Source organism: Rhodococcus wratislaviensis (assembly GCF_041228765.1).
GTDB lineage: Bacteria > Actinomycetota > Actinomycetes > Mycobacteriales > Mycobacteriaceae > Rhodococcus_F > Rhodococcus_F wratislaviensis.
The window spans coordinates 689,450-713,519 of record NZ_CP150488.1; the positions used below are offsets into that span (position 1 = coordinate 689,450).

General features: G+C 66.7%; 27 protein-coding genes. 15 read left to right on the plus strand and 12 right to left on the minus strand.

What is annotated here, in order from left to right:
- Nucleotides 1-2 precede the first annotated feature (2 nt).
- Complete coding sequence (locus WKC72_RS03100; protein WP_268792115.1) at nt 3-323, plus strand: DUF2218 domain-containing protein; 321 nt, start codon at nt 3-5, stop codon at nt 321-323.
- Here WKC72_RS03100 and WKC72_RS03105 read toward each other — a convergent pair.
- The 3 genes from WKC72_RS03105 to WKC72_RS03115 are packed head-to-tail and all read right to left on the minus strand — an operon-like array spanning nt 308 to nt 3,648.
- The gene (locus tag WKC72_RS03105; RefSeq protein ID WP_370181718.1) at nt 308-2,728 is read right to left on the minus strand and encodes an ATP-binding cassette domain-containing protein; all 2,421 of its coding nucleotides are present in this window, start codon (nt 2,726-2,728) and stop codon (nt 308-310) included. The genes WKC72_RS03100 and WKC72_RS03105 overlap by 16 nt on opposite strands.
- 52 nt (nt 2,729-2,780) lie before the next feature.
- Nucleotides 2,781-3,194 (minus strand): VOC family protein, encoded by a 414-nt coding sequence (locus WKC72_RS03110; RefSeq protein ID WP_005237883.1) that lies wholly within the window; start codon nt 3,192-3,194, stop codon nt 2,781-2,783.
- A 13-nt stretch (nt 3,195-3,207) separates the two neighbouring features.
- Nucleotides 3,208-3,648: a helix-turn-helix transcriptional regulator gene (locus WKC72_RS03115; protein ID WP_370181720.1), complete on the minus strand. Its 441-nt coding sequence runs from the start codon at nt 3,646-3,648 to the stop codon at nt 3,208-3,210.
- 428 nt (nt 3,649-4,076) lie between these two features.
- Here WKC72_RS03115 and WKC72_RS03120 point away from each other — a divergent pair, with 428 nt between their 5' ends.
- The 12 genes from WKC72_RS03120 (at nt 4,077) to WKC72_RS03175 (ending at nt 14,138) form a co-directional block, all read left to right on the plus strand.
- The gene (locus WKC72_RS03120; RefSeq protein ID WP_370181721.1) at nt 4,077-4,778 is read left to right on the plus strand and encodes an RNA polymerase sigma factor; all 702 of its coding nucleotides are present in this window, start codon (nt 4,077-4,079) and stop codon (nt 4,776-4,778) included.
- A 12-nt stretch (nt 4,779-4,790) separates the two neighbouring features.
- Nucleotides 4,791-5,015, plus strand: coding sequence for an anti-sigma factor (locus WKC72_RS03125; protein WP_037236262.1), 225 nt, complete (start codon nt 4,791-4,793; stop codon nt 5,013-5,015).
- 118 nt (nt 5,016-5,133) lie between these two features.
- Nucleotides 5,134-5,439 carry a hypothetical protein gene (locus WKC72_RS03130; protein ID WP_112301459.1) on the plus strand — a complete coding sequence of 102 codons (306 nt, stop codon included), beginning with the start codon at nt 5,134-5,136 and terminating at the stop codon, nt 5,437-5,439.
- Nucleotides 5,440-5,561: 122 nt separating this feature from the next.
- Nucleotides 5,562-6,431 (plus strand): MurR/RpiR family transcriptional regulator, encoded by an 870-nt coding sequence (locus tag WKC72_RS03135; RefSeq protein WP_370181722.1) that lies wholly within the window; start codon nt 5,562-5,564, stop codon nt 6,429-6,431.
- Between the two features lie 148 nt (nt 6,432-6,579).
- Nucleotides 6,580-7,749 carry an ABC transporter ATP-binding protein gene (locus WKC72_RS03140; protein WP_370181723.1) on the plus strand — a complete coding sequence of 390 codons (1,170 nt, stop codon included), beginning with the start codon at nt 6,580-6,582 and terminating at the stop codon, nt 7,747-7,749.
- Nucleotides 7,749-9,107, plus strand: a complete 1,359-nt coding sequence (locus WKC72_RS03145) for an extracellular solute-binding protein (RefSeq protein WP_370181724.1) — start codon at nt 7,749-7,751, stop codon at nt 9,105-9,107. The genes WKC72_RS03140 and WKC72_RS03145 overlap by 1 nt, the downstream gene beginning before the upstream one ends.
- 31 nt (nt 9,108-9,138) lie before the next feature.
- On the plus strand, nt 9,139-9,888 hold the full coding sequence (locus WKC72_RS03150; protein WP_370181726.1) for a tyrosine-protein phosphatase: 750 nt from the start codon (nt 9,139-9,141) through the stop codon (nt 9,886-9,888).
- A 25-nt stretch (nt 9,889-9,913) separates the two neighbouring features.
- Nucleotides 9,914-10,777 carry a phosphodiesterase gene (locus WKC72_RS03155; RefSeq protein WP_370181727.1) on the plus strand — a complete coding sequence of 288 codons (864 nt, stop codon included), beginning with the start codon at nt 9,914-9,916 and terminating at the stop codon, nt 10,775-10,777.
- Complete coding sequence (locus tag WKC72_RS03160; protein ID WP_370181728.1) at nt 10,777-11,730, plus strand: carbohydrate ABC transporter permease; 954 nt, start codon at nt 10,777-10,779, stop codon at nt 11,728-11,730. The genes WKC72_RS03155 and WKC72_RS03160 overlap by 1 nt, the downstream gene beginning before the upstream one ends.
- 8 nt (nt 11,731-11,738) lie before the next feature.
- A complete protein-coding gene (locus WKC72_RS03165; protein ID WP_268792123.1) occupies nt 11,739-12,632 on the plus strand; it encodes a carbohydrate ABC transporter permease in 894 nt (297 codons plus the stop codon).
- A gap of 29 nt (nt 12,633-12,661) precedes the next feature.
- Complete coding sequence (locus WKC72_RS03170; RefSeq protein WP_370181729.1) at nt 12,662-13,504, plus strand: metallophosphoesterase; 843 nt, start codon at nt 12,662-12,664, stop codon at nt 13,502-13,504.
- 172 nt (nt 13,505-13,676) lie between these two features.
- A complete protein-coding gene (locus tag WKC72_RS03175; RefSeq protein WP_370181730.1) occupies nt 13,677-14,138 on the plus strand; it encodes a nitroreductase family deazaflavin-dependent oxidoreductase in 462 nt (153 codons plus the stop codon).
- Between the two features lie 131 nt (nt 14,139-14,269).
- Here WKC72_RS03175 and WKC72_RS03180 read toward each other — a convergent pair whose 3' ends face one another.
- The 3 genes from WKC72_RS03180 to WKC72_RS03190 all read right to left on the minus strand — a co-directional run bounded on the left by WKC72_RS03180 (nt 14,270) and on the right by WKC72_RS03190 (nt 15,948).
- Nucleotides 14,270-14,833 (minus strand): dihydrofolate reductase family protein, encoded by a 564-nt coding sequence (locus WKC72_RS03180; protein WP_370181731.1) that lies wholly within the window; start codon nt 14,831-14,833, stop codon nt 14,270-14,272.
- 477 nt (nt 14,834-15,310) lie between these two features.
- Entirely contained in the window at nt 15,311-15,604 is a 294-nt protein-coding gene (locus tag WKC72_RS03185) for a HigA family addiction module antitoxin (RefSeq protein WP_370181732.1), read from the minus strand.
- A gap of 62 nt (nt 15,605-15,666) precedes the next feature.
- Nucleotides 15,667-15,948 carry a type II toxin-antitoxin system RelE/ParE family toxin gene (locus WKC72_RS03190; RefSeq protein ID WP_370181733.1) on the minus strand — a complete coding sequence of 94 codons (282 nt, stop codon included), beginning with the start codon at nt 15,946-15,948 and terminating at the stop codon, nt 15,667-15,669.
- A 593-nt stretch (nt 15,949-16,541) separates the two neighbouring features.
- Between WKC72_RS03190 and WKC72_RS03195 the strand changes: the two genes are divergently transcribed.
- Nucleotides 16,542-17,033, plus strand: coding sequence for an SRPBCC family protein (locus tag WKC72_RS03195; RefSeq protein WP_370181734.1), 492 nt, complete (start codon nt 16,542-16,544; stop codon nt 17,031-17,033).
- A 79-nt stretch (nt 17,034-17,112) separates the two neighbouring features.
- Here WKC72_RS03195 and WKC72_RS03200 read toward each other — a convergent pair whose 3' ends face one another.
- From WKC72_RS03200 to WKC72_RS03220, 5 genes are read right to left on the minus strand one after another with little or no spacing between them, the layout of a single operon-like run.
- Nucleotides 17,113-18,321 carry a serine hydrolase domain-containing protein gene (locus WKC72_RS03200; protein ID WP_370181735.1) on the minus strand — a complete coding sequence of 403 codons (1,209 nt, stop codon included), beginning with the start codon at nt 18,319-18,321 and terminating at the stop codon, nt 17,113-17,115.
- 49 nt (nt 18,322-18,370) lie between these two features.
- Nucleotides 18,371-18,679 (minus strand): DUF202 domain-containing protein, encoded by a 309-nt coding sequence (locus WKC72_RS03205; RefSeq protein WP_370181736.1) that lies wholly within the window; start codon nt 18,677-18,679, stop codon nt 18,371-18,373.
- Nucleotides 18,676-19,020 (minus strand): YidH family protein, encoded by a 345-nt coding sequence (locus WKC72_RS03210; RefSeq protein ID WP_370181737.1) that lies wholly within the window; start codon nt 19,018-19,020, stop codon nt 18,676-18,678. The genes WKC72_RS03205 and WKC72_RS03210 overlap by 4 nt, the downstream gene beginning before the upstream one ends.
- Nucleotides 19,017-20,201 (minus strand): acyl-CoA dehydrogenase family protein, encoded by a 1,185-nt coding sequence (locus tag WKC72_RS03215; protein WP_112301432.1) that lies wholly within the window; start codon nt 20,199-20,201, stop codon nt 19,017-19,019. Before WKC72_RS03215 ends, WKC72_RS03210 begins: the two co-directional genes overlap by 4 nt.
- A 14-nt stretch (nt 20,202-20,215) precedes the next feature.
- Nucleotides 20,216-21,766: a long-chain fatty acid--CoA ligase gene (locus tag WKC72_RS03220; RefSeq protein ID WP_370181738.1), complete on the minus strand. Its 1,551-nt coding sequence runs from the start codon at nt 21,764-21,766 to the stop codon at nt 20,216-20,218.
- Nucleotides 21,767-21,885: 119 nt separating this feature from the next.
- Between WKC72_RS03220 and WKC72_RS03225 the strand changes: the two genes are divergently transcribed.
- A complete protein-coding gene (locus tag WKC72_RS03225; RefSeq protein ID WP_128640443.1) occupies nt 21,886-22,488 on the plus strand; it encodes a TetR/AcrR family transcriptional regulator in 603 nt (200 codons plus the stop codon).
- Here the strand turns inward: WKC72_RS03225 and WKC72_RS03230 are convergent.
- Nucleotides 22,452-23,798 carry an MFS transporter gene (locus tag WKC72_RS03230; protein ID WP_370181739.1) on the minus strand — a complete coding sequence of 449 codons (1,347 nt, stop codon included), beginning with the start codon at nt 23,796-23,798 and terminating at the stop codon, nt 22,452-22,454. The genes WKC72_RS03225 and WKC72_RS03230 overlap by 37 nt on opposite strands.
- Between the last annotated feature and the right edge of the window lie 272 nt (nt 23,799-24,070).

The window sequence follows — 24,070 nt, forward strand, 5'->3', positions numbered from 1 at the left end:
ACATGACCGGCGACATCACAGGCGGCGAATCGCACGCGACCGTCCGCACCGACCGCCCCGAACGGTACGGCAAACAACTCGTATCCCACCTCGGACGCCGCAACGGCGGCGAGTGGACACCGGACACACGATCCGGCTGGATCGACCTGGCCGGCGGCCGAGCGACGGTGACCGCCGGAGAAGGCGAACTACACCTGCACGTCGTCGCCGAATCCGGCGAGCTGCCCCGACTGGAAGACGTCGTCGGAAGGCATCTCGTCAGATTCGGCGAACGTGACGGTCTGACAGTCGCATGGGTGAGGGGCGGTCAGGTGCCGACGTAGGCCGCGAGGTGCTCGCCGGTGAGGGTGGAGCGGGCGGACACCAGATCGTCCGGCCTGCCCTCGAACACGATCCGGCCGCCGTCGTGGCCGGCGCCCGGGCCGAGGTCGATGATCCAGTCGGCGTGCGCCATGACCGCCTGGTGATGCTCGATGACGATGACCGACTTCCCGGAGTCGACGAGCCGGTCGAGCAGTCCGAGCAGCTGTTCGACGTCGGCCAGGTGCAGGCCGGTGGTCGGCTCGTCGAGGACGTACGTGTCGCCCTTGTCGGCCATCGCGGTGGCCAGCTTGAGCCGCTGCCGTTCGCCGCCGGACAGCGTGGTGAGCGGCTGTCCGAGGCTGAGGTAGCCGAGCCCGACGTCGGCGAGCCGCTGCAGAATCTTGTGAGCCGCCGGGATCCGTGCCTCCCCGGAACCGAAGAACTCCTCGGCCTCGGCCACCGACATGGCGAGGACCTCGCTGATGTCCCGTCCGGCGAGGTGATACTCGAGCACCTCGGCCTGGAACCGCTTCCCCTCGCACTCCTCGCAGGGGGATTCGACGGTGGCCATCACGCCCAGGTCGGTGTAGATGACTCCGGCGCCGTTGCACGTGGGGCAGGCGCCCTCGGAGTTGGAGCTGAACAGTGCCGGCTTCACGCCGTTGGCCTTCGCGAACGCCTTGCGGATCGGCTCGAGCAGTCCGGTGTAGGTCGCCGGGTTGCTTCGCCGGGAGCCCTTGATCGCGCCCTGGTCGATCGACACCACCCCGTCCCGCCCGGACACCGAACCGTGGATCAGCGAGCTCTTGCCCGAGCCCGCCACGCCGGTCACGACCACCAGCATGCCGAGTGGGATGTCGACGTCGACGCCGCGCAGGTTGTGGCTGTCTGCGCCGCGCACCTCGAGCGCCCCCGACGGGGTGCGCACCGACTGCTTCAACGACGCGCGGTCGTCCAGATGCCGCCCGGTGAGTGTGTCACTTGCCCGCAGACCCTCGACGGTGCCCTCGAACACCACCTGGCCACCCTCGGTGCCGGCGCGCGGGCCGAGGTCGACGACGTGGTCGGCGATCGCGATCGCCTCCGGCTTGTGCTCCACGACCAGCACCGTGTTGCCCTTGTCGCGCAACTGCAGCAGCAGGCCGTTCATCCTCTGGATGTCGTGCGGGTGCAGGCCGATCGTCGGCTCGTCGAAGACGTAGGTGACGTCGGTGAGCGACGAACCGAGGTGCCGGATCATCTTCGTGCGCTGCGCCTCTCCTCCGGACAGGGTGCCGGACGGCCGGTCGAGTGAGAGGTACCCCAACCCGATCTCCGTGAACGAGTCGAGCAGATGCTGCAGCCCGGTGAGCAGTGGGGCCACCGACGGTTCCTTCAGGCCGCGGACCCAGTCGGCGAGGTCGCTGATCTGCATCGTGCAGACGTCGGCGATGTTCTTCCCCTTGATCTTCGACGATCGGGCGCCCTCGCTGAGTCGGGTGCCGTCGCAGTCGGGGCAGGTGGCAAATGTGATCGCCCGCTCCACGAACGCGCGAATGTGCGGCTGCATGGCATCGACGTCCTTGGCCAGGAACGACTTCTGGATCTTCGGGATCAGGCCCTCGTACGTCACGTTGACGCCCTCGACCTTGATCTTGGTCGGCGGCTTGTAGAGCAGGTCCTGCAGCTGCTTCTTGGTGAACTTCGCGATCGGCTTGTCCGGATCGAAGTAGCCGCAGCCCCGGAAGATGCGGCCGTACCAGCCCTCCATGCTGTAGCCGGGGATCGTCAGCGCGCCCTCGTTCAGCGACTTGCTGTCGTCGTACAGCGCCGTCAGGTCGAAGTCGGTGACCGCGCCCCGGCCCTCGCATCGCGGACACATGCCGCCGGTGATGCTGAAGCTCCGCCGCTCCTTCGTCTCCTGGCCACCGCGCTCGATGGTGACCGCGCCTGCGCCGGAGATCGATGCGACGTTGAAGGAGAACGCCTGGGGTGAGCCGATGTGCGGCTTCCCGAGCCGGCTGAACAGGATGCGCAGCATCGCGTTGGCGTCCGTGGCGGTGCCGACGGTGGAGCGGGGGTTCGAGCCCATCCGCTCCTGGTCGACGATGATCGCCGTCGTCAGCCCGTCCATGACGTCGACGTCGGGTCGCGCCAGTGACGGCATGAAGCCCTGCACGAAGGCGCTGTAGGTCTCGTTGATCATCCGCTGCGACTCCGCGGCGATCGTGGCGAACACCAGCGAACTCTTGCCCGAGCCGGAGACACCGGTGAACACCGTCAGCCGGCGTTTCGGGAGCTCGACACTGACGTCCTTGAGGTTGTTCTCGCGCGCGCCGTGCACGCGGATGAGATCGTGACTGTCCGCAAGGTGCAGATCCGGCGACTCCGAGTTATCCCGTCGCTTCGCTCGCCCCGTCGTGTCCGCCTTCGTGGCCATGCTCATCGTGTCTCCATCTGTTGGGCGGAGCCGCATTCGCGGTCTCCGTCGGCGTGGATCAGCGCAGTTCCTGGATACGAACCATGTTGCCCGCGGGATCGCGGAAGGCGCAGTCACGAACCCCGTACGGCTGCTCGGTCGGCTCCTGAACGACCTCCGCGGAGTCGCTGGCCTGCAGCTTCTCGAAGACGCCGTCGAGGTTCCTGGTGGCCAGGTTGATGGCTGCGTAGGTGCCCTTGGCCATCATCTCGGCGATGGTGCGGCGCTCGTCGTCGGTGATGCCGGGGTCGGCGGCAGGCGGATGCAGAACGATGGACGTGCCGGGCTGGTCGGCCGGACCGACCGTGATCCAGCGCATCCCGTTGTATCCGACGTCGTTGCGGACCTCGAACCCGAGAGTGTCGCGATAGAAAGCCAGAGCGGCGTCCGGGTCGTCCTGCGGCAGGTAGGTCTGGTGAATTGTGATGTCCATGGGATCACGATAATTACGAATCGGCGACCTGCGCTTCTCGATTCCTGATCGGTCTCGTGACCTGTTTCGCCACGCACGACGGAATGCCCGCCGCCGCGTCCGCCTCCTGGCGCCGGTAGGTGCTGGGCGGGACCCCGGTCAGCTCGGTGAAACGGGTGCTGAAGGTGCCCAGCGACGAGCAGCCGACCGCGAAACAGACCTCGGTGACGTTGAGGTCGCCGCGGCGCAGCAGCGCCATCGCCCGTTCGATGCGCCGCGTCATCAGGTACGAATACGGGGACTCGCCGTACGCGAGCCGGAACTGGCGGCTGAGGTGCCCGGCCGACATGTTCACTCCACGGGCGAGGGACTCGACGTCCAGCGGCTGCGCGTGCTCCCGATCGATCCGGTCGCGGACGCGGCGCAGCAGCGCGAGGTCGCGTAGGCGCTGGTTCTCAGCGGTACTGCTCGTCACAAACGAAATCGTGCCACGTCGCACCGGAGTTGCCTAGCGTTTCTCGCCGCGCTCAGGCTCCTCATGCCGAGCCGGGGGTGGCACCTCGACAGTGGTCGACGAGCGAGACCTGTTCGTCCGGCGCGGGGGGCCGGTCCCGCTCCGCACCGTCCAGATGGCGAGCCTCCACTGACCCCAGCTGCTCCCAGTAATTCTCCGAACGCGCCAGCGGAGTTCGCCGAAAGTCCATGCGTCGCCCTCCCTGGGTTGCCAGGTGCAGTCGTTGCCTGGGCACCCGGGCCGCCGCGACCGTTACCGCGTCGCCGCGGCCCGCCACCCCTCCGCATCGAGTCTTCCCCGCACCGCGAGGCCGAGAAAGGGCCGTTCGGCCCTACCACCACGAGATCGGGCGCCTGATCGACGGCTGCCGCCGAGATCGGTAGTGTTGGATGTCATCCGGCCGCCTCACGCGGCCACGCTTCCGGAGCGCCTCGATCACCGAGGAGGAGCGGATGACCGAGATCGATACCTCGCACGAGCAGTGCCTCGTCGACTCTCTCCGTGCACGGGACGAGTCGGCATTCGCCGAACTGGTCGACCTGCACACGCCGATGATGCTGCGCGTGGCGCGCGGATATGTCGCCAGCACCGAAGTCGCGGAGGACGTCGTCCAGGAAACCTGGATCGCCGTGCTCCAGGGCATCGACCGATTCGAAGGCCGCTCCACACTCCGTACCTGGCTGTTCCGGATACTCGTCAACATCGCCAAGAAACGGGGAGTGCGGGACCGGCACGATTTCGACGCCGCACTGGCCGCCTACACGGGCAGCGCCGCCGTGGACCCGGCCCGGTTCCTGCCGGCCTCCTCCCCGGAGGATTCACACCACTGGGCGACTCCGCCGACCAGCTGGCCGGAAACCCCCGAAGGATCGGTTCTCGGTGCGGAGGTGCTCGACGTCGCGGGCCGCGAACTCGAACACCTACCCGACCGCCAGCGGATCGTGGTCGTGCTGCGCGACGTCCTCGGCTACGACGCCGATGAAGTGTCTGCGATGCTCTCGATCACCCCGGCGAACCAGCGGGTGCTGCTGCATCGGGGTCGCGCACACGTCCGCCAGGCCCTCGAGGATTATCTTGGAACGGGAGCGTGAGACATGGAAGACATGGACTGCCAGGACCTCGTCGAACTCGTCACGGCCTACCTCGAGGATGACATGGATCCCGATGCCCGGGTCCGATTCGAATCCCACCTGGGCGAATGCCCGGGATGCGCCACCTATCTCGAGCAGATCGAGCAGACGGTGCACACCCTCGGCGCGCTCCCCCCGGACGAGCTCGATCCGACGTTGCGGGACCGCCTGCTCGCCGCGTTCCGGGAGTGGCGCTAGCTGCGGGAAATCACCGCAAAAATAATGTCCGGCAGGGTGTAACGTTTCGCGCCCTCGCGGACACCGTTCGAGTAGCCGTGAACGTCGGGTTCGCGGCACTCGGACAGGAATTCAGACCATGAATGCCACACATTCGCACCAAGACGACCGACGCACCCACCGCGGCTCGCTGCGGAAGCGGATCGTGACCGTGGTGGTGGCTGTAGCCGCACTCGGCGTCCTTCCCGTCGGCGTCGCGGGCGCGGTTGCCCCGGCCGCGGAACACCCGGTCGCCGCAGTGGCGGCCCCTGACACCGGTCGCGACATCCCCGGTGGCAACGACGACCGGACCCGCGATCGGCAGCGCGACCAGCGGCAGGAACGCCGGGCAGAGAACATGCCCACCGACCAGGTCCCGATCATCTGGAACGTCCCACTCAACTGAGGTTGCGTACCCATTGAGGGACAGCATCTTTCGCCGCACTCCACGGTTCGGTCTCCACGCGATCGGTCACCGGCCTTGCGCTCTCGCACACTTCGTTCACCGCGGTGTGTTATTCAAGGCCCATGACTGCGTCACCGATCGATCCGCCTGTGGGGGCCACGTTGTCCGCCATCCGCGCCGTCGCGCCCAAGCTGGCACCGAGCGAGCGGCGCGTGGCGGACGTGTGCGTGGAGCGCCCCCGGGATGTTGCGTGGTGGTCGGCAGCCGATGTCGCGGAACACGCTGAGACGTCGACCGCCACCGTCATCCGTGCGTGCCAGAATCTGGGCTTCAAGGGGTTCCAACACCTACGGATGTTGCTGCTGAGGGATCTGGGGTCGGCCGATACCGGGTCGGCGGGAGCACTGACCGTCGAAGAGAACGGTGCCGGACTGGTGCGGGCGGTATTCGGCGAACTGGCGACGGATCTCGCCGGCGCTCTGGCGCCGCTCGACGAAGACTCGTTCGAGCGGGCGGTGAGGGCGGTCGCGGAGGCGGAGCGCGTGCTCGTCGTCGGCAACGGCGGTTCGGGACCGTCGGCGGCAGCCGTGGCGGTGCGGTTCATTCTCAACGGCCGCCACGCCGAGGCACCGACCGACGCCGTGATCCAACAGTTGACTGCCGGACACCTGACGTCCCGCGACGTGTGCCTCGCGGTGAGCGACAGCGGGTTGAACTCCGTCACCCTGCGCCCGGTCGAGGCGGCCCGGGCGGCGGGGGCCACGGTCATCGGTGTCACCAGCTACGCCCGTTCGACCCTCGTGGAGAAATCCGACATCGGACTGGTCATCGGTGGCGGCAGCGGACCCTGGGGCGGCCTGGGCGCCTCGGCCACGGTGGTGCAGCTCGCGTTCCTCATCAGCCTGCAGATCGCCGTCTGCCGGGCGCGGGGCGGCTCGGCCGAGGCGGCAGCCGAGACTTTCAAACAGATTGTGCCGCTGATCCATCCGTGACGGCATTCTGCTACAGCCGTTGCGCGAAGCATCACCGATGATTGGACAGCCATTCGCCCACCATTAACCTGACCCTGGCTAACTACCGATGTAACGAAATTCCCCGTCTCGCCGAGATTGGGTAACGTCATTTCATCGGGAGAGGCCAATGGGCAGGATTCGGATCGAGAATCTGAGTCGAAAGTTCGCAGATTTCACCGCAGTCGACAACATCGACCTCGACATCCGGGACGGCGACTTCCTGGTCCTCCTCGGGCCCAGCGGATGCGGAAAGACCACGCTGCTGAGGATGCTCGCGGGCCTGCTCGAACCGACCAGCGGACGGATCCTGCTCGACGACGACGACATCACCGCCGCGCCCGCGCGACGCCGCGACGTCGCGATGGTCTTCCAGAGCTACGCGCTCTACCCGCACCTCAGCGTCGCGAAGAACCTCGCGTTTCCGTTGCGCGTGAAGAAGATGCGTAAGTCGGAGGCCGTCGAGCGCGTCGAGGCCGTCGCGCAGCAACTCGACATCGCGCACCTGCTCGGCCGGAAGCCGAAGGAACTGTCCGGTGGCCAGCGGCAACGCGTCGCGGTCGGGCGCGCGATCGTGCGCAATCCGAAGGCGTTCCTGATGGACGAGCCGCTGTCCAACCTCGACGCCAAGCTCAGGACCGCGACGAGGCGCGAGCTCACCGAACTCCATCGCCGACTCGGGGCCACGTTCGTGTACGTCACCCACGATCAGGTCGAGGCGATGACGATGGCGACACGAATCGCCCTGCTGAACAACGGCGGACTCGAACAGGTCGGAACACCCGAGGACGTCTACGACCGGCCGGCGTCCGTGTTCGTCGCCGGTTTTCTCGGCAGTCCCGCAATGAACCTGCTGGACGCACGCGTCCGCACGGTGAACGGCACGGTGGTCGCGTCCGCCGAGGGCGTGACCGCACCTCTGTGGCCGGGACAGACCGAAGGCCGCGACATCGTCCTGGGCATCCGGCCGGAGCATCTCCGCGTCGCCGACCCTGCGGATCATCTCGGGGTGCGGCTGTCGGCCGACGTCACGTCCGTCGAGAATCTCGGCAGCGAACAGGTCGCGTACTGCGAGGTCGGGGGTGCCACGGTCTGCGTGCGAGCGCCGCGACCGATTGCATTGCGCGCCCATCGATCCGCCGTCCTCACCGCGGATCCCACCGACGTGCACCTCTTCGACCGAGCGACCGGACGCCGCCTGGAATGGGTGGACGTCCCCGAACTCACCGATTTCGACTCCTCGGCCCCACGGGCCGTGGGGCACTCTTCCGAAACACTTTCCGCAACAGGAGCAGCGTGATGCGTAGATCGACATTCTCTGCGGTCGTAGTGGCGGCCGTGGCCGCCGCGCTGACCGGCTGTGCCACCGGCGGGGCCGCGCCGGGCGCTTCGGGCACCGGCGCACCGGTCCCGGAACTGGGACCCGACCAGCAGGTCGACATCGTCTTCGAGTCGTACAACCTCCAACAGGCCGGGCTCTGGTCCGACACGATCAACGGCCTCGTCGCCGACTTCGAGGCGCAGCACCCGAACATCCATGTGAAGGCCCAGCCGCCGCAGGGCAGCGGCACGGCCGGCGCCGGAACCGCGAGTAGCGTGCAGACACAGATGCTCGCCGGATCGCCCCCCGACGTTGCCCAATTGACCTTCGACACGCTCGATTTCGCCGTCAACGAACTCGGCGCCCAGTCACTCGACGGACTGTTCGGCACCGAGGCCGTGGACGCGACGTTCGGTGGGGAGCACCCGTTCCACCCCCGGGCCGCGACCCTCGGCGACTGGGACGGCGAAACGTACGGCATCCCTTACGTGTTCTCCACACCCACCCTCTTCTACAACGCGACTGCCCTCGCGAAAGCCGGGTTGCCCGCCGACGCCGATCTGTCGACGTGGCCGAAGGTCGCAGCCGCCGCCAAGGCGGTGACCGCCGCGACGGGCAAGCCGGCGCTGTCCGTGTCGTGCTCGGTGAAGGGAGGCAACTGGTGCATGCAGGCGCTGTTCCGCTCGGCAGGCGGCGATGTGCTGTCGCAGGACCGCAAGACCATCGAATTCGGTGAGCCCGGTGCGGTGTCGGCGGTGACTGCGTTGCGGCAGATGTACGACGACGGCGTCCTCGCCAACCTCGACTCGACCACCCAGTACGAGAGTTTCGCGAAGGGCGACGTGGCGATTCAGCTGCAGACGTCGGCGCTGCAGGGGATGTTCATGAAGTCGGCGGCGACCGGTGGCTGGGACCTGCGTGCCGCACCGATGCCCGCCTTCGAAGGCCATGCCGCCGTGCCGACCAATTCGGGGTCGGCTCTGTTCACGTTCTCGCAGGACCCGGCGAAGCAGCGCGCGTCGTGGGAGTTCATCAAGTTCATGACGAGCGACCACGCGTACACCGAGATCTCCAGCAAGATCGGCTACCTTCCGCTGCGCCCGTCCCTCACCCAGGATCCGGCATCGCTGAAGGAATGGGCCGACAACAACCCCCTCCTGGCTCCCAATCTCGGCCAGCTCGACAAGCTCGAGGCCTGGGAGTCGTATCCCGGCAACAGCTATGTGCAGGCCGACGACATCCTCGGCCAGGCGGTGGAGGACGCCGTCTACTACGGCAAGGACCCGGCCGCGACCATGCAGGCGGCGCAGGAGCGCGTGCAGGAACTCATTCAGTAATCACCTCCGAACAGGACGAGACACCGACACAATGACCAGCACACTGCCTGCGTCGACGAACCATCGACGCCTGAATCTGACCGGCACCTACAACTTCCGCGATCTCGGGGGGTTCCCGACGGAGACCGGAACCACCAAGTGGAACAAGCTGTTCCGTTCGGACGCGCTTCACCGGCTCGACCAGCCGGCCCGTGACCTCCTTCGCGAGCGGAAACTTGCTCTCGTCATCGACCTCCGCGAACAGCAGGAGCTGGACGACAGCCCGAGCGCCCTCGACGGCGTCGGACACCGGGTGGAACATCTGCCGGTGTACGAGGGCGAGGTCGACCTCGACGGCGCGAACTTCGACCTCGCGGTCGTCTACCGCGACATGGTCGAGAACTACGGACATCGTTTGACCCGCGCCGTGCGTGCCATCGCCGCCTCGGGCGACGACCCGACCGTCGTTCACTGCACCGCGGGAAAGGATCGCACCGGTCTGGTCGTCGCTCTGACACTCGCGGCGGTGGGTGCCGATCAACGGGACATCGTCGCCGACTACGCGATGTCCGAGGTTCTGCTGGCCGGCGACTGGGCGCTCGGCATGGCCGAGAAGATGCGAGCCCGCGGTCTTCCCGACGGCGTGGACGTCGATCACCTGGTCGGCGCCAGCCCGGCCGTGTTGATGCGCACGACCCTCGACTCGATCGCCACCGCGCACGGCGGCGTCCGCGACTTCCTCCTCGACCACGGCATGACCGAGCGTGAACTCGACGACCTGCGCGGCGCACTCGTCGCCTGACATCCACTTCCACAGGAGAAATTTCATGTCCCAGTACGGGGAGCCCGACCACTACATCCTGCATGTGAGCGACACCCACTTCGTCACCGACGGCACCCTGCTCCATGATTCGGTCGACAGTGACGCCAACCTCTCCCGGCTGTTCGAGCGGCTCGAGAGGGCCGGCCGGCGGCCCGAGGCCATCGTGTTCACCGGCGACCTCGCCGACAGGGGCGAGCCCGAGGCGTACGTGCGTCTGCGCCGGATCGTCGAGCCCGCCGCGGAGCGCCTCGGCGCGAAGGTGATCTGGGTGATGGGCAACCACGACGCCCGGCCCGCCTTCCGGAGCGGCCTCCTCGACGCCGAACCCACCCAGGACTCGGTCGACTCGGTCGTCGATGTCAACGGATTGCGGATCATCGTGCTGGACAGCACGGTTCCGGGTCACCACCACGGGCTGATCAGCGACGAACAGCTCGCCTGGCTGACGGGCGTCCTGGCTGAGCCGGCACCGCACGGCACCCTGCTCGCCCTGCACCATCCGCCGGTGCCGGGCCTGCTCGACGCCATCGAGTCGGTGGAGTTGAAGGAACAGCACCGGCTCGAGACCGTGCTGGCGGGGACAGACGTCCGCGGAATCCTCGCCGGACACCTGCACTTCTCCACGACGTGCACGTTCGCGGGCATCCCGGTGTCCGTCGCGTCCGCGACCTGCTACACCCAGGACCTCCTCGTCGACCGGGGCATCATCCGCGGCCAGGACGGCGCCCAGGGTTTCAACATGGTGCACGTCTACCGCGACCGTGTCCTGCACACGGTGGTCCCGCTCGACGTGTCCCCCACGGTGTACGAGATGACTGCGGACGAAATTCGGCAGTCGATCGAGCAGCTCACGGCGCCCGGCATCTGATGTTCGTCGAAGTTCCGGCCGCGACCGCCTCCGTCCACGCCGAGATGCCGACAGCTCCGTCGCGGGTCGGCCTGGTGCGACGCGGTCTCGCGCCGTATCTCTACCTCCTGCCCGCCGTCGTCCTTCTGATCGTGTGGATCTACAAGCCGCTCGGGGAGACCATCGGCCTGTCGTTCTACAAATGGAACATGGTGCCCACCAGTCCGAAGGTTCCGGTGGGCATGGACAACTACGCTCGCGTACTGTCGCTGCCCGAACTCCATCAGGCACTGCGGAACACGATTGTGTACGTCCTCGCGTTCATGGTGTTCTCGTTGCTGCTGCCGATAGTCGTCGCGCTGCTGTCGAACCGTGTTGCCGGAAGATGGAAGACGCTCTACCAGGCCTTGATCTTCGTCCCGTTCCTCATCACCCCGGTGGCCGGCAGCGCAATCTGGCGGTGGCTGTTCAACCCCGAGGGAGGCACGATCCCGCGGGTGGCCGCGACTCTGGGTTTCGAATTGGGCAACGTCTTCCGAGAACCCGGCCTCGCGATGCTCGGTGTCGTGCTGATCGTCGGGTGGCAGATGCTCGGCTTCGGTGTGCTCGTCATCTCCGCCGGGCTGGCCGGGATCAATCCCGACTACGCGTCGGCGGCGGCCCTGGACGGAGCGTCACAAGCGACGATCACCCGCAAGATCACACTGCCGCTGCTGTCCCCGACGCTCGTGTTCCTCGGACTCATGACGATCCTGCTGGGCGCGCAGTGGGCGTACCCGATCATCGACATCGTCACGCAGGGCGGCCCCAGCGGTGCCTCCACCAACATCTATTACCTGCTGTACCAGTTCGGATTCCAGAATTTCGACGCAGGATTGTCGGCTGCTGCGGGAACCCTGTTCTTTCTGGGCTTCGGCCTGATCGCCGTCGTGTTCGTTCGTGTGTCGGACCGACTGAGCTTCTACGACAACTAGGACATCCCATGGCTTTTGCACTCGTCGATGCGCCGGCCCGATCGACCACCGTCGCCGCCCCGACCCGCGATCCCGGCGACGCCCCGGTCGCCACCCGTTCCCGCAGCCGGGTGGCGACCGGGCACGTGGTGCTCGCCGCCGTCACCGTGTTCAGTATCTTCCCGGTGTACTGGATGTTCGCCACCGCATTCCGTCGTCCCGAGGACTCCCTGTCCGTCAGCCCGGTACCGTCCCCGTTCAGTCTGGACAACTTCCGCTACGTGTGGGAGACCATCCCGATGGCGTCGATGCTCGTCAACACGTTCGTCATGGCGCTGGCGATGTCCGTCAGCCAGCTTCTGGTCGCGATCCTGGCCGCCTACGCCTTCGCGCGGTGGACGTTCTTCGGGAAGCAGGTGCTGTTTCTGCTGTTCGTCGGATCGTGGCTGGTGCCGTTCCAGGTCACCATGATTCCGAACTACCTTCTCATCTCACAGATGGGTCTGCTGAATACCGTTGCCGGAATCGTGATCCCGAATCTGTGCTCGGCCTTCGGTGTTCTGTTGATGCGCCAGCACATGGAGGCGTTTCCGCGAGAGTTGCTGGACGCGTCCCAGATCGACGGCCAGAACTCGTGGTCAACCCTGTGGAAGGTGGTGCTGCCCAACATGAGACCGGCGCTCGCGGCGCTCGGCATCATGTTGTTCATCTCGGCATGGAACGAGTACCTGTGGCCTTCGCTGATCATGCGGCAGTCGAATGCGGTCGTCCAGATCGGAATTCGCGGCTTCCTCGGCGCGGAAGGCAACAACTGGGGTGCGGTGATGGCCGCGTCCGGCCTCGCGTGCCTGCCCATCTTTCTGATCTACCTGTTCCTCCAGCGCTACGTGCGCGACGCATTCGTCCGGTCGGGCCTCAAATGATCGGCCGAACACAACCCGAAGGAGCTCCGATGAAGATCGTCCAGATCAGCGACACGCACCTGTCCGCCCGCGGCGGGCGCACCCAGCAGAACTTCGAGCTCGTCGTCGACTACGTGAACAATCAGGTCCGTCCCGATCTCGTCGTGCACTCCGGCGACATCGTGATCATCCATCCCGACGATGTCGACGACCGAGCGCACGCCCACACACTGATGCAGCGGTTCACCGCGCCGGTGCTCGTCGTGCCCGGCAACCACGACATCGGTGAGCCGGGCTCCGCTCCCTGGCAGGGAATCGGCGTCACCGATGAGCGGATCGCCGCCTTCGAGACGGTGTGGGGGCCCGATCACTGGCGCCACGACGCCGACAACTGGACGGTCCTCGGATTGAACAGCGAGCTCTTCGGTTCCGGTCTCGACCGGGAGACCAGGCAGTGGGCCTGGATCGACGACGTCGCCGCGGACGTCCCCGAGTCGCAGCGGGTGATCGTTTTCCTGCACAAGCCGATCTGGAGCGCGGTCGACGAACCCGTCGGGCATGCCGTCGACATCGGGGAATCCCGCACCCGGTTGCTCACGGCCCTCGGAAAGGTGTCACTCGCTGCCGTCGGCAGTGGGCACCTGCACTGCTATCGGCAGACGCGACGGGGTGACACGCTCGAGGTCTGGGCGCCGTCCACCGGGTTCGTGGCCGGCGACGGTGACGCCCTGCCCGGGCCGCTCCACCAACTCGGCATCGTCGAGTACGACTGCACCGACGGGGTCGTACGCGCGAGCTACCGATCCGTGCCGGGCCTCGACGACGTCACGGCCGGCGCCGTCCCCGAGGTGACCGAGGCAATCGACGCATTGGGACACAGGGCAGTCGGCTGACGTCGAGTGGCGACGATGGCGATCCCGGTTCGGTCATCGGTAGCGATGACCGAACCGATCAGGAATCGAGAAGCGCCGACCACCGGGCCGCACTAGCGTCATTGCCGAGAGCCGCAGAGCTGACGGCTCAGTCGTGGATGTTGCGAGGCGAAGTGACCGATGGGAGAAGCGCATGACGAACAACCAGGCAGGCAAGCGGAAGCCGGGCACCCCCGGAGCGTTCTCACGGTGGATGCAGCGAAAGATGAACGCCCGCATGAACCGCAAGATCCGACGCGGCCACGGCCAGTTCATGGGCATGGACGTGCTGATCCTGAACACGGTCGGCCGCCGCAGCGGACAGCCGCGGCAATCGCCGGTGGCGTGGTTCGACGACGGTGACGATGCCCGGCTGGTCGTCGCGTCGGGCGGCGGAAGCCAGAACCCGGACTGGCACGCCAATCTGATGGCGCACCCCGACAAGGCGTCGATCGAATTGCCCGGTCACGACGCCACGCCGGTGATCCCGCAGCAGCTCGACGGCGCCGAGCGTGAGCAGGCATGGCAGCGCATCGCCACCGCCCAGCCCCGCATCGCGAAGTACCAGAGCAAATCCGACCGGGAATACCCCGTGATCCGACTCACCGCGCGGTAACCACATCCGGATCCCGGTTCGTCGCGACAACCACGGTCTGTGATCCGGGACGGGTATCACGATCACCTCGACACACAGCGCCACGAGATCCTGGGGCGGCTCGAAGCCCGGGCCGCCCCGAGGTTGGGTACTCAGTGCCTGGTCTCGTACCTGGTCAGGACCACGCCGTCAGGGAACGTCCCGGTCTCCACCAGGGTCAGGTTCACCCAGTTGTCCAGGGCCGCAAAGAACGGCGTGCCGCCACCTATCAGGACCGGATGGGTGACGATCACGTACTCGTCGATCAGCCCCTCCCGCATGGCCACTGCGGCGAGTGTGGCACCGCCGATATCCATGGGGCCGCCGTCCTCAGCCTTGAGCCGGCCGATCTCGGTGACCGCGTCGCCGGTGACCAGGCGGGTGTTCCAGTCGACTGTGCTGGTCGTCGAGGAGAACACCACCTTCGGCATGTCCCGCCAGCGGCGGGCGAACTCGATCTCCGCCGGCGTGGCACCCGGCTGCTGGTCGGCGGTCGGCCAGTGGGAGCTCATCGTCTCCCACAATTTGCGCCCGTACAGCGCCGTGCCTGTCGCCCTCACCCGGTCGGACCACCACTGGAACAGTTCGTCGCTCGGCACACCCCAGCCGAGGTCGTCGCCGGGCGCGGCGATGTAATCGTCCAGGCTCACGTTCATGCCGAAGGTCAGTTTCCGCATGGTGTCAGCCTCCCGTAAGTCGGTACTCGGTGTACAGACCAGCACGGCGCGGAAAATCATCGTTCAGGCCACACCGAGGGCCGGTTCACCACCACGCCAAGCGGAGGTGCGTACGGACGCGAACGACTGGGACGGATCATCCGAACGTCGAGTCCCCGACCCGTCCCGCAGGCGGATCCGCTTACGGACACCGGTTCGCCTCCATCCAACGCTGCCTCTCGAGGGAACCAGTTGGGGACCTGCGGATCCGAGGGGTGCACTGGATCCGTGGGTCGAAAATTTACTGAGTCACCGCCTATCGGATCGCCACCCGGCGCTCTCGGCGTTCGTCGACAGGCTTGTAGGTCGAACCTGCACCGGGACGAGGTGACCTCCCGGAGTCGCGCTCGATGAGCCGGACTGGACCGAATCGCACTCCGGCCGTGGTGCGGTGCATCAATGGGACCGCTTCGCTCGCAAACCTCACCGCTGCATGGTCTATGCCGAGAGACGCGTGATCTTGGCGAGGGCGTCGCCTAGCTTGTCGGCCGCAAGGTCGAGATCGTAGCGGTCCTGGATATTGAGCCAGAACTGCGCACTATTGCCGAACGCCTTGGCCAGCCGCAACGCGGTGTCTGCGGTGATCGACCGCTTTCCGAGCACGATCTCGTTGATCCGTCGGGGCGGAACACCGATGATCGTGGCCAAGCGGTTCTGCGTGATGCCGAACGGCTCGAGGAAGTCCTCACGGAGGATCTCACCGGGGTGAATGGGGCTCAGGTCTGTGGTCATTGTTGGGTTCCTTGGTCGGGTTCTTTATGTCGGATGTCGGAGCGTCGGCGCCTGTCGGGTTGTTAGTGATAGTCGGTGATCTCCACGTCGTATGCGGCGGTGGCGCGCCAGGTGAAACAGATGCGGTACTGATCGTTGATCCGAACGCTGTACTGGCCCACCCGGTCCCCGGAGAGTTTCTCCAGGTGGTTGCCTGGGGGCACCCGCAGGTCGTTGACATCGGTGGCCGCCTCGATCAACAGGAGCCGCCGACGCGCGATCCGCTGAATGTCCTGCGGGAGCTTCTTCGAGAACTGCCGGCGAAAGACCCGCTCGGCCTCTTTGTCGGCGAACGATTCGATCACTCCATGAGTATAACGCACCGCGTTAATAACGTGCAACGTTATGGATCGTGGGGGGTGGCGGCGTGTCTCCAGCGGTTGCCCCAATTGGCCATCCCCAGCCGGGACGAGCGCCAACCGCTGCGAGCACGTGCTGGGCGCCGATCTCGTCCCGGTGAGGGGAGCGCTATTGCTGTTTCCGGACTCTCACTCGCACTGATACGCGGTCCGGGTACTTGGACTTGGCTCTGGAAGGTTGGCGAAAACGGTCAATATGCCGCAGACGTAGGCGCGGGATAGCTTCCATTCGTTGTTGGAACGCACGAACGGGATTGGTCCGACCGGGTAAGGGGCCATGCGATCGATATGGCCCTGCCCAGTCGCGATAATCATGTCTGGTCCGACAGGTTCCACAGTGGTGAACTGTATGTATTGGGGTGAGTGTTGCGCACCCCAAGCCCGCGCGATGGGCAGAGTCTGGTCGCTGGGACCATGGTGGACATTCACCCGCCCGTGACCACGCGGACCGGGGGATCGTTGAACATGCCGTGACCTCATACTATGAAGCGAGGCCGCTAGCGTAGGCCTCTTTACTCGCGACCCAGGAGCGCTCCGCCATGAAGTACACCGTCTCGACCGAGATCGCCCTGCCGCGGGAGACAGTGGTACAGCTGCTCGCCGACTCGGCATACCTGCCGAAGTGGCTGCGGGGTCTGGTGCTGCACGAGCCGCTGAGTGGGGTGCACGGGCAGGTCGGTACCACATCGCGGGTCGTGATGCAGATGGGGAAGCAGAAGTTCGAGTGCACCGAGACCATCACACGTCGGGAACCGGCAGACCTGCGCGGGATCCCGAAGGGGAGCGTCGTTCACTTCGACCGCGAGATCGTCGGCGAGGGCATGTGGAGCGCCGTGCGCGAACGGCTGACCGAAGCCGGTCCGGAGATGACGCTCTGGGTGAGCGAGAGCGAATACCGGTTCAGCGGCTTCCTGATGCGGCTGGTGGGGCTCCTGATGCCCGGCGCCTTCCGCAAGCAGTCGCAACAGCACATGCAGGACTTCAAGGCGTTCGCCGAGCAGGGAAAGGACGTCCGCGAAGCGAAGGACTGATCAACGTCATCAACGGAGTGACGTCTCGCTCGATGTGCAGGCGAGCGTCAAACAGGCACTCGCGAGATGACTTTCACGCTCAGCCAGTGGCTATAGCGTCCTTCACCGCTGACGCCGACAGGTGTGTCCCGAGCCGGGTGAACACCGCCGGGAACGGTGGCGTCGGGACGCACGGCGAGATGATCTGCGATCCGAAATGCGCGACGACGAGGTCGAGTTCGCGGGAGACGAACAACCGCTGGCCGTGAATTCCGCTGGCCATGAAGGAGTCGAATGGGTCGTTGAGAATCCACCAGTAGTCCCGGTAGCTCATCGTGGCAGGCGAATTCGCCGCCGCACGCGGCAACCGCACCTGAGCGGTGGCTCCCTCGGGGACGGTGCTGATCGCGCGCACCACCGACTCCGGAACGATCTGGCGGTCGCCGAGAGACCCGCCGCAGCGAAGCATCTCCCCCACCCTGGCGATGTCTCGCAGTGTCGCCGCGTACCCTCCGCATGCGGTTTCGACGCCGGCGGCGTCGAGGATGTACCGGGCGTCCTCGTCGGCGCCGATCTTCGACCAGATCAACTCGCTCATCAGGTCCGAGACGGTCGCGCCGGTGACGCGGCTGATCAGCGCGCCCATCGCCTCGCAGCTGCCGTTCTCGTAGTGGAAGACCTCGCCGTACGGGCCGGTCGCGCGGGCCGTTTTCAAGCGGTCGAGCAGGGTCGTGGGCCCGCCGTATCCGTCGGGCCGCATCCGCGGGGCCACCACTGCCCACCACCGGTGGGCCTCGACCTCGCGGTGAAATTTTCGTCCCCCGTAGGCCACCTGGGTCGTCATGTCGAGCAGGTGACGAATGGTGGCGTCGCCGAACGCCGTTCCCGCCAATTCAGGGACGTAGGTGGCGACCTGATCGTCCCGCGTGAACAACCCCTGGTCCTCGAGGATCCCGGCGAGCAGGCCGATGAACGCCTTGGCCATCGACGCGGTCAGGTGCAGGTCCTGACGGCGCAGGCCGTGCAGGTACTGCTCGTAGACGACCGCGCCGCGGTGCAGCACGATCATCCCGTCCGAGTGCGAGTCGACGAGGAACTGGTAGAGGGTGCTCGCTCCCCCGCCTCCGGTCTCGACGGCGAGACCGGAGAGGTCCTGCACGTGCTCCGGCAGTTCCCAGCGCGGGCCGTCGCCGCGCCAGACTCGACGCGTGGGACCGGTCTCGCCGACGGTCGTAGCCTGCCGGCGGACGTGCGCCGGGTCGGTGAATCCGAGCGTCCATTTCAGTTCTGCGAGTGGCAATTGCGACACAGCGGATCTCCTCTGTCGGATCGGGATATGGGCTGGGGAACATCGAGCTTCAGGCCAGTGCGGCAAGGGCGGCGCCGGCGGTCGCGAGAACGGCGAGACTGACGGAGGCGGGTATCAGATGGCCGAGCGGGCGGGGGTCGTCGGCGCGCCGACGGTATCGGCGGTGCCGCGTCACGGCGCCTGCGACCACCGACACGGCAGCGACGCAGGCTCCGGCTACCGCAACGACGTGCGCGACGTGCGGGTGCACCAGCGCGGCGCGCACGAATGCGGCGACGCACAGGCACACCGCCGGTAGCGTGCGGCGCCACGCCAGCACGGTACGTTCGGCCTGCAGCCCCGGCGGCAGCACGGTCACGTCGCCGCCCAGACGACGCCGAGCACGGCGGCGAGACACACACCCGCGACCACGGCCGGGGCCAGACGCGAAGCCGGTAGCGGCACGGCGCGGCGCATCGCGGATTGCACCGACCGCCAGCGCATCAGCGCACCGGCCGCGACGAGCGCGGCCAGCAGGATGCAGACCCCACCCAGCGCGTCGTGGAACGCGGACCCGCCATGCGGCACGTAGAACTGGCTGACCGCGACCCCGCCCGCCAGCAGTGCGAGTGCGGTGCGGATCCAGGCCAGGAACGTCCGCTCGTTGGCGAGCGTGAACCGGTAGTCGGGCTCCGTCTCCGTGTCGGCGGCGGCGTTCACGGGAGCAGGAGGAATCGGGCGATGCCGTTCTTCTGGATCTCGGATGACCCGGTGAGAATCCGGAACATTCGCAGACGCTGGAACAGCGACTCCACCTCGCTGCCGCGGACGACACCCGACTTGCCGTGGATCTGCACGGCGGCGTCGGCGATCGCGAACGCCTTCTCCGCCACGAACAGTTTGGACATGAACGCTTCGATCCGCGGCCGCTCGCCTCGGTCGAGCGCGGCGAGTGCGTCGTAGGTCATCGACCGTGCCGCATAGTAGTCGGTCGCCATGTCCGCGAGCCGGTGCTGGATGCTCTGCAGCATGCCGAGCGGCGCACCCTGCACCTGCCTGGTGCGGGCGTACTCGATGGACAGCTCCAGGGCTCGGCGTGCACCGCCCAGCGCCGTCGGGCAGTGCAGGAGCCGGTTGACCGTGACGCGTCCGAGGCCGATCTTCAGCCCCTGCCCCACCTCACCGAGCAACTGTTCCGGCCCGACGTAGCAGTCGTCGAGAACGATGTCGGCCTCGATGTGCTGGCCCGACATCGGGGTCTCCCCCGGCTGCACCGTGCATCCCGGGGTGTCCAGGTCGAGGAGGAACGCGGAGTAGCGCGGGCCGGCGTCGCCGTCGTCCGCCATCTTCGCGATGAGGATGGCGAAGTCCGCGAACGGCCCGGCGGTGGAGAACACCTTGTGTCCGGTCAGGCGCCACCCGTCGCCGTCCGGGGTGGCGGTGGTGAGCATGCCGCGCACGTCGGAGCCGGCGTCGTTCTCCGTGAGCGAGAAGCAGCACGCGCGCTCGCCGCGCGTGACGGGGAGCAGGTACTTCTCGATCTGGTACTCGGTGGCGTACTGAAAGATGCTGCCCACCCGCAGCGGTCCGCCCATGTCGCCGAGTACCGACGTCGACAGCACCCGCGGTGAGGCGCCCACTTCTTCCTTGAGCGCGGCGAGTTCGGTGAACGACAGTCCCGCGCCGCCGAGGTCCGCGGGCAGGCTGACACCGTAGAAGCCGAGTTCCCGGCTGCGCCGCCACACCGGCTCGAGCGTCTCGCGGGTGTACACGCTCTCCGAGGTGAGGCCGAGTTCGCGTTCGTAGTCGGCGAGTTCGCCGTCCAGATAGTCACGCAGCTGTGCGACGAGGTCGCGCAGGCGAGGGTTGTGGTCGTACGTGGGGTTCAGGGTGAAGGTCATCGGAGGCTCCGCTTTCAGTTGACGTGGCGGGCGCCCTGCGCCCAGTAGCATTCGCGCACCGATTTGCGGTCGATCTTGCCGTTTCGGTTGACGGGGAGACTGTCAACGAAATCGATCGAGCGGGGCTTCTTCATGCGCGCGAGGCGTTCGGCGCAGTGCTCGATCAGCTCGACCTCGGTGACCGGGATCCGTGTGACCACGACGGCTTTGACTGCCTCGCCCCACTTCTCGTCGGGCACACCGACGACGCACGCGCTGGACACGGCCGGGTGCTCGTACAGCGCGGCTTCCACCTCGCTGCAGTAGATGTTGAACCCGCCCGAGATGATCATGTCCTTCTTACGGTCGACGATGAACAGGTAGCCGTCGTGGCGGAAGTACCCGACATCCCCGGTGTGGACCCAGCCGTCGACAAATGTCTCGGCGCTCAGATCGGGCTCGCGCCAGTATTCGCGCACACAGTCGGGGCCGCGCGCGACGATCTCGCCGATCCCACCGGCAGGCAGTTCGTTGCCCGCGTCGTCCACCACGCGCACCTCGGTGTCGAATACCGGGCGCCCGCACGACATCAGCAGTTCCGGATCGGATTCGACGCCTCGCACGACGTCGTCGTAGGTGAGCACCGTGATGCCGCTCGTGGTTTCCCCGAGACCGTATCCCTGCATGATGACGGGGCCGAACATCGCGACCGCGTCACGCAGTCGTTGCGGTGAGACCGGGGCGCCGCCGACGCCGACGCACCGCAGGCTCGACAGGTCGACGTCGTTCGCGGCGGGATGGTCCATCAGCATGTTCAGCATCGTCGGGACGACGAACGTGGTGGTGATGCGTTCCTTCTCGATGGTGCGCAGAAACAACTCGGTGTCGAACGCAGGCAGGACGACGACCGCGCCGCCGCGGGCGAGCACGCCGAGCATCATCATCCCGGAGGCGTGGGTGATGGGTCCCGGGGCCAGATACCGGTCCGTCTCGGTGGGCGCACCCGTCGGACTCATCAAGCGTTTGCGCATGTTGGCGAGCCGGTTGCCGTACGTCTGCACGGCGGCCTTGAGCTTCCCGGTAGACCCGGAGGTGTAGTTGAGGACGGCGGGCGCGTCCTCGGTGAGGTCGACGGCCACGGGATCGCCGAGTCCGTCGGCAAGGAGGTCGGTGTACCGGTCCGCGCCGGGTGTGCTGTTCCCGTAGTCGTAGACGGCGACGTCGAGGCCCAGATCCGCGACCACCTTCAAGGCGACGTCCGCGTGCGCGGGGTCGACGAAGAGCGACTTGACGTTCGCGTCGCGCAGGACGTGGCCGAGTTCGTCGGCTCCCAGGCGCGCGTTGACGGGAACGCGCACGAATCCCGCCTTGCACACCGCCATCTCGGTCACGACGAGTTCGCCGCAATTGCCGGCGAAAGTGGCTACCGCGTCGCCGATTCCGAGTCCGGTGCGCATCAGCGCGGAGGCGAGACGGTTGGTCGAGTCGTCGAGTTCCCGGTAGGTCAGGCGACTGTCGCCGCACACCACGGCCTCGCTGTCCGGCCGGAACTTCGCACTCCGGGTGAGGTAGGTACCGAGATTCATGCAGTCTCCAAGATCGACGTTGTGATCGTTATTGGACATACTGTCCAGCATCGGGCGCGATGTCAAGGGTGCACTATGCTGATCGGACTGCTGACGTGAGACGAAGGGCGGAAGTCACCGTGGCCACCGAAGACCGGCGTGTGCGCCGCACCAAGCGGCTGCTGCGCGACGCACTCGTCTCGCTCGTGCTCGAACGGGGCTATTCCGCAGTCACCGTGGAAGACGTCACCGAACGTGCCGACGTCGGCCGCGCGACGTTCTACACGCACTACACGGACAAGGACGAACTGCTCGGCCAGATCGTCGCCGACCTCGGCGAGGACCTGAAGGAGCGGTTGCGGCCCCTCGTGTCCGACTCCTCGGTGGGGTTCACCGGCAAGCCGGTGCTCGAAATGTTCCGGCACGCCGCCGAGGAACGCGACGCCTACCGCGTCGTACTGCGCGGCGAGGGCGACGGGCGCGCACTGCGCCGATTCGTCGACGAACGCACCGCCCTTGCCGCCCAGATCTTCTCGGCCCGATCCGAGTCGAACGGGGTCACACCCCGCATCGACATGGAAGTGCTGTCGCGGGCGTGGGTGGGAGAACAGGTGGCCGTGCTGCAGTGGTGGCTCGAATCCGATCCACCACCGCTCACACCGGAAGCCGTCACCGAGATGTTGCTGGAGCTGTCGCTGCGCGGGCGCTACTGGGCATCCGGCTTCGACGGCTCACCCTCGTAGGACGAAGGCACCACCTGAGAGTCGCGTACTGCGGCGCTGTCTCGTGCGTACGGCCGGTACAGCAGACCCGAACACAACCCGTTGACGACGGTGAGCGCGACGGTCACGAGCAGGAGCGCCCCCTGCAACCCGATCGCATCACCCAGATAGCCGACCAGCAGCGCATATCCCGCGTACGCGAGCGCCTCCACCGTCGACAGTGACACCGCAAAGGCCAGGGCCCGCTGTTCCGGGCGCACCACCGCCATGATCAGCGGACGGTTGACCACCGGCACCTGCCCTTGCAGAAACCCGACCACCGCGAAGATCGCGACGAAGAATCCGATCGACGACGTCGGCGTCTGCAGCTCGACGAATACCGCTGCCGCGAAGGCCAACTGACTGGCCTGCAGCATCATCACCCGTCCACTCGCGGGCCACCGGCGGTGCACGGCATCGTTGACGCGCCCGCCGACGACGGTTCCGAGCAGGTACCCGATCGCGAACGGCGTTGCGACGATCGCTGCGGTGGCTGTCGAGAATCCCCGCTCCTCCACCAGGAACACGACGCCGAAACTCATGATCACGTTCTGCCCCGAGAACAGCCGCTGCACCAGGATGTACCGGAACGACTTGATGCGCAGCAGCTCCCGCACACCGGCGACGACGTTCTGCGCCTTCTCCTCCGCCTTCGCCGCCGCATCGCCGGCTCCGCGCTCGCCCCCGCCCGGCCGCGTGTCGTCGAGAAACACGACGACGAGAACACCGATCAGGGTGCACATGCAGCCGGAGAGGACGTAGCCGTACCGCCAGCCATCGTCGAAACCCGACAGCTGACCGAACAGCGGGGCGCTCACACCGGTGATGATGGCGACACCGCCGTACAGCATCCCGGTGGCCCGGCCCCGCCGCCGGTCGTCGTAGAGGTCACCCATGATCTCGAGAGCGATCGGCCCGGCGCCCGCGAAGCCCGCAGCCGCGATGCCGTACAGGACGACGAACTGGGTGAAACTGCTCGACAGGCCCGCCAGGACGACCCACACGCCCCAGAAGCCCGAGCACGTCGCGAGCACCGCACGCCGCGAGAATCGTTTGGCGAGGAACACCCACGGAACCGCGGCGAAGATTCCCACCGCCTTGGACACCGCCACGATGACCCCGAGCGCCGACGACGAGAGCCCCAGCGCCTCCCGCATCAGCGGGAACAGCACCGTGGTGATGCTGTTCTCGGCGTTGTCCATCGCGGTGGAGGCCGTGAGCAGACCCAGGTTCTTCCCCCGGGTCCGGCGACCTGCCCTCAGCGTGGGAGTGGTGGAGACGTCCAGTGCCATCTGCGTCCTCTCGACGAGTCACCCTGCGATGCGCGTGGTCCGCATCACAGGAGCCAATGCTGGCGACAGTATCCATAAATGGACGTCGTGTCTATGATTGGATTCGAGAGGTCGGCATTTGTGGCGGTCTTCCGGCTTCGCGCTCGCGGGAGATCGACTTCACCGGGACAGACACCTCATCACCCCTGTTCACAGCCCTCTCATGCACGCAGTGATCCTGCAAAACCGACCCCGCACCCGTTAATCTCGAACCGACAACGGCGCAGCACGTC

What these genes read in the sequence shown, in the direction of transcription:
- WKC72_RS03160 (WP_370181728.1), top strand. Translation starts at nt 10,777, where the DNA reads ATGTTCGTCGAAGTTCCGGCCGCGACCGCCTCCGTCCACGCCGAGATG.
- WKC72_RS03230 (WP_370181739.1), bottom strand. Translation starts at nt 23,798, where the DNA reads ATGGCACTGGACGTCTCCACCACTCCCACGCTGAGGGCAGGTCGCCGG.
- WKC72_RS03120 (WP_370181721.1), top strand. Translation starts at nt 4,077, where the DNA reads ATGTCATCCGGCCGCCTCACGCGGCCACGCTTCCGGAGCGCCTCGATC.
- WKC72_RS03215 (WP_112301432.1), bottom strand. Translation starts at nt 20,201, where the DNA reads ATGACCTTCACCCTGAACCCCACGTACGACCACAACCCTCGCCTGCGC.
- WKC72_RS03155 (WP_370181727.1), top strand. Translation starts at nt 9,914, where the DNA reads ATGTCCCAGTACGGGGAGCCCGACCACTACATCCTGCATGTGAGCGAC.
- WKC72_RS03130 (WP_112301459.1), top strand. Translation starts at nt 5,134, where the DNA reads ATGAATGCCACACATTCGCACCAAGACGACCGACGCACCCACCGCGGC.
- WKC72_RS03140 (WP_370181723.1), top strand. Translation starts at nt 6,580, where the DNA reads ATGGGCAGGATTCGGATCGAGAATCTGAGTCGAAAGTTCGCAGATTTC.
- WKC72_RS03135 (WP_370181722.1), top strand. Translation starts at nt 5,562, where the DNA reads ATGACTGCGTCACCGATCGATCCGCCTGTGGGGGCCACGTTGTCCGCC.
- WKC72_RS03180 (WP_370181731.1), bottom strand. Translation starts at nt 14,833, where the DNA reads ATGCGGAAACTGACCTTCGGCATGAACGTGAGCCTGGACGATTACATC.
- WKC72_RS03145 (WP_370181724.1), top strand. Translation starts at nt 7,749, where the DNA reads ATGCGTAGATCGACATTCTCTGCGGTCGTAGTGGCGGCCGTGGCCGCC.
- WKC72_RS03170 (WP_370181729.1), top strand. Translation starts at nt 12,662, where the DNA reads ATGAAGATCGTCCAGATCAGCGACACGCACCTGTCCGCCCGCGGCGGG.
- WKC72_RS03125 (WP_037236262.1), top strand. Translation starts at nt 4,791, where the DNA reads ATGGACTGCCAGGACCTCGTCGAACTCGTCACGGCCTACCTCGAGGAT.
- WKC72_RS03185 (WP_370181732.1), bottom strand. Translation starts at nt 15,604, where the DNA reads ATGACCACAGACCTGAGCCCCATTCACCCCGGTGAGATCCTCCGTGAG.
- WKC72_RS03175 (WP_370181730.1), top strand. Translation starts at nt 13,677, where the DNA reads ATGACGAACAACCAGGCAGGCAAGCGGAAGCCGGGCACCCCCGGAGCG.
- WKC72_RS03100 (WP_268792115.1), top strand. Translation starts at nt 3, where the DNA reads ATGACCGGCGACATCACAGGCGGCGAATCGCACGCGACCGTCCGCACC.
- WKC72_RS03220 (WP_370181738.1), bottom strand. Translation starts at nt 21,766, where the DNA reads ATGAATCTCGGTACCTACCTCACCCGGAGTGCGAAGTTCCGGCCGGAC.
- WKC72_RS03195 (WP_370181734.1), top strand. Translation starts at nt 16,542, where the DNA reads ATGAAGTACACCGTCTCGACCGAGATCGCCCTGCCGCGGGAGACAGTG.
- WKC72_RS03110 (WP_005237883.1), bottom strand. Translation starts at nt 3,194, where the DNA reads ATGGACATCACAATTCACCAGACCTACCTGCCGCAGGACGACCCGGAC.
- WKC72_RS03150 (WP_370181726.1), top strand. Translation starts at nt 9,139, where the DNA reads ATGACCAGCACACTGCCTGCGTCGACGAACCATCGACGCCTGAATCTG.
- WKC72_RS03165 (WP_268792123.1), top strand. Translation starts at nt 11,739, where the DNA reads ATGGCTTTTGCACTCGTCGATGCGCCGGCCCGATCGACCACCGTCGCC.
- WKC72_RS03105 (WP_370181718.1), bottom strand. Translation starts at nt 2,728, where the DNA reads ATGAGCATGGCCACGAAGGCGGACACGACGGGGCGAGCGAAGCGACGG.